This window comes from Sulfuricurvum sp. PD_MW2 (genome assembly GCF_002633015.1).
In the GTDB taxonomy this organism is placed as follows: domain Bacteria; phylum Campylobacterota; class Campylobacteria; order Campylobacterales; family Sulfurimonadaceae; genus Sulfuricurvum.
In genome coordinates this window covers 1-2,149 of the sequence record NZ_NSIU01000058.1, presented here as the reverse complement: position 1 = coordinate 2,149, position 2,149 = coordinate 1, and the positions used below count along the sequence as shown (strand labels likewise).

Annotated in this window: 3 protein-coding genes; 1 reads left to right on the top strand and 2 read right to left on the bottom strand. The window is 34.0% G+C overall.

Translation table 11 applies throughout. The features are described 5' to 3' along the window. Nucleotides 1-11 precede the first annotated feature (11 nt). On the top strand, nt 12-104 hold the full coding sequence (locus tag CJD30_RS11750) for a hypothetical protein (RefSeq protein ID WP_366722942.1): 93 nt from the start codon (nt 12-14) through the stop codon (nt 102-104). A gap of 32 nt (nt 105-136) precedes the next feature. Here the strand turns inward: CJD30_RS11750 and CJD30_RS11540 are convergent, their stop codons facing one another. Both CJD30_RS11540 and CJD30_RS11535 read right to left on the bottom strand, forming a co-directional pair. Further along, nucleotides 137-505: a chemotaxis response regulator CheY gene (locus CJD30_RS11540; RefSeq protein WP_294919296.1), complete on the bottom strand. Its 369-nt coding sequence runs from the start codon at nt 503-505 to the stop codon at nt 137-139. 178 nt (nt 506-683) lie between these two features. Then, a complete protein-coding gene (locus CJD30_RS11535; RefSeq protein WP_294919293.1) occupies nt 684-1,949 on the bottom strand; it encodes a methyl-accepting chemotaxis protein in 1,266 nt (421 codons plus the stop codon). Between the last annotated feature and the right edge of the window lie 200 nt (nt 1,950-2,149).

The following is a 2,149-nucleotide window of genomic DNA, read 5'->3' as shown; positions in this document are numbered from 1 at the left end:
TACGCTCTCACATATCCCGTCTGCGCAAAAAGCTCAAAGAAGATTTTATAAAAACGTATCGGCAAGAGGGATATATGTGGGAAAATAAAAAAAATCAGAATTAAATATTATTTTTTTGTGTGATAAATTCTATGTATCACACACCCAAAACAGCAGCAAGTTTCTCATTAAGGACTTGAGGAGTAAAAGGTTTAACGATATAGTTATTGACTCCCGCTTTTAATGCAGTAATAACTTCTGTCTTTCCCCCTTCTGTTGTTATCATGATAATGGGAAGGTCTTCGAAACGTGAATCGGCACGTACTTTTCGGACTAATTCCAAACCATTCATTTCTGGCATATTCCAATCGGTAATAAGCATTTTTGTATCGGGATGGTTATCTAAAGTATTCCAACCTTGCAAACCATCTTCACCTTCTAAAATATTTTCATATCCAAGTCGCACAAGTGTATTTTTTATGATCCGACGCATGGTTGAGCTATCATCTACTACTAGAAATTTCAACTTTTCTCCTTGACCTAAACTCGTAATTATCTAGTCAACCCTAAAGCAAAAAATATGCCGTTTATCGCGCGGTAATGCATTTGAGAAGTTTGTATAATGATAATGAGGCTGAGATATACGAATACTCCCCGAAACCAATAATATTTTGGCAAAAAAGATTTATTGATTGATATATCTTTTAGTGTTTTTCATTGATCATAGCGTCTATATATTTGAAAACATCAGCACTTGCACGTTCAATAGTATCTATCGATTTTTTTATTTCTTCTTTAGAACACGTAACATTATTCCCTGAGCATTTTTTAGCTAATGCATTAGCTTCGCGATGAACAATACTATGAGGTTGTTCAAGGCTTTTGTACGCACTTGTATGTCCATAGGCTTCATTTCCAAGAGTAGCATACCATTTACCTAAACGGCAAGCAGTGTGGTCAGTCTCTTTGAATTCTGATTTTTCTCCAAAGATGAGTGTATAAATATTGTTTTTATAAATAACGTGATCGACTTTAGCTAAGCTACCAAATGCGAAATCAGCAAGTACATTCGTCTCTTTTTCAGACTCAATAGCATTGTTTTTAAATGTAACAATATCATTGTTAATTGATTCAATTAAATCTTTAGTTTTTAAAGCAAGATTATTGATCTCTTCCGTGCTGCTTTGTATATCAGTTGTTTCTTGCTGCATTGTTTGAACAACAATTTCAATTTCTTTAGTAGCTTTTTGTGTACGCTCAGCAAGTTTTCTTACTTCATCCGCAACAACCGCAAAACCTCGACCGTGTTCTCCAGCGCGAGCAGCTTCAATCGCTGCATTTAAAGCCAAAAGATTTGTTTGATCGGCAATATCTTTAATAAGAGCAATAATACTTGATATCTCACCACTTCGTTGTGCTAGTTGAATCGTAGATTGAACAGCTTCACTCATATACGATGAAAGCTGATCTGTTTGCAGCATAGCCTCTGTAGCAAGTTCACTTGCTTCATTAGAATCATGTGTCATTTGTAAAGCATCTTTTGACATTACACGTAAATGATCTACCATTGCGGTAAATACATCTTGATTATTTTTAAGTGCTTGATGGATTGATGCATGATGAGTTGCAAGCAGACTCTGGTCGTGTCGTACATCCCCTTTTTTAAAGCGATAAATTGTTCCATTTTTTATAGTTTGGAATTTAACGTCACCCTCACACTCATCTACATTAATTGTTGCTTGGTTTTTTCTCAGTGCTGAAATAATTTTGTCTTGATTGGGAAGAGTATCAAATGCTGAGTTAGATGCAATCACTCTACCATCTGAACTAAGGGTCACCATGTATTCTTCATACGAAAAATATGATATAGCCTCAAGTTGAGTATTTTTTTCTTCAAGTGCTAAAAGTTTTAATTCGAGTAACTTCTTTTCTTCTTCGAGACTATTAATTTTTGCAGTATTTCTAAACATAAGTAAGCCTTCACTTTATTATAAATTTTACAATGCTTGTATTGTACATTAAATCCATTACATTTTTATACCTAAAATTAAACATTTACTATTAAGCTATGCTCCAATAACAAAAACATCTGAAACTTGGTGGTGTTGCGAATGTAAAAATCATCTACCAAATGGGGTCCATTCAAATTGTTTAATTTTCACTAATTTAA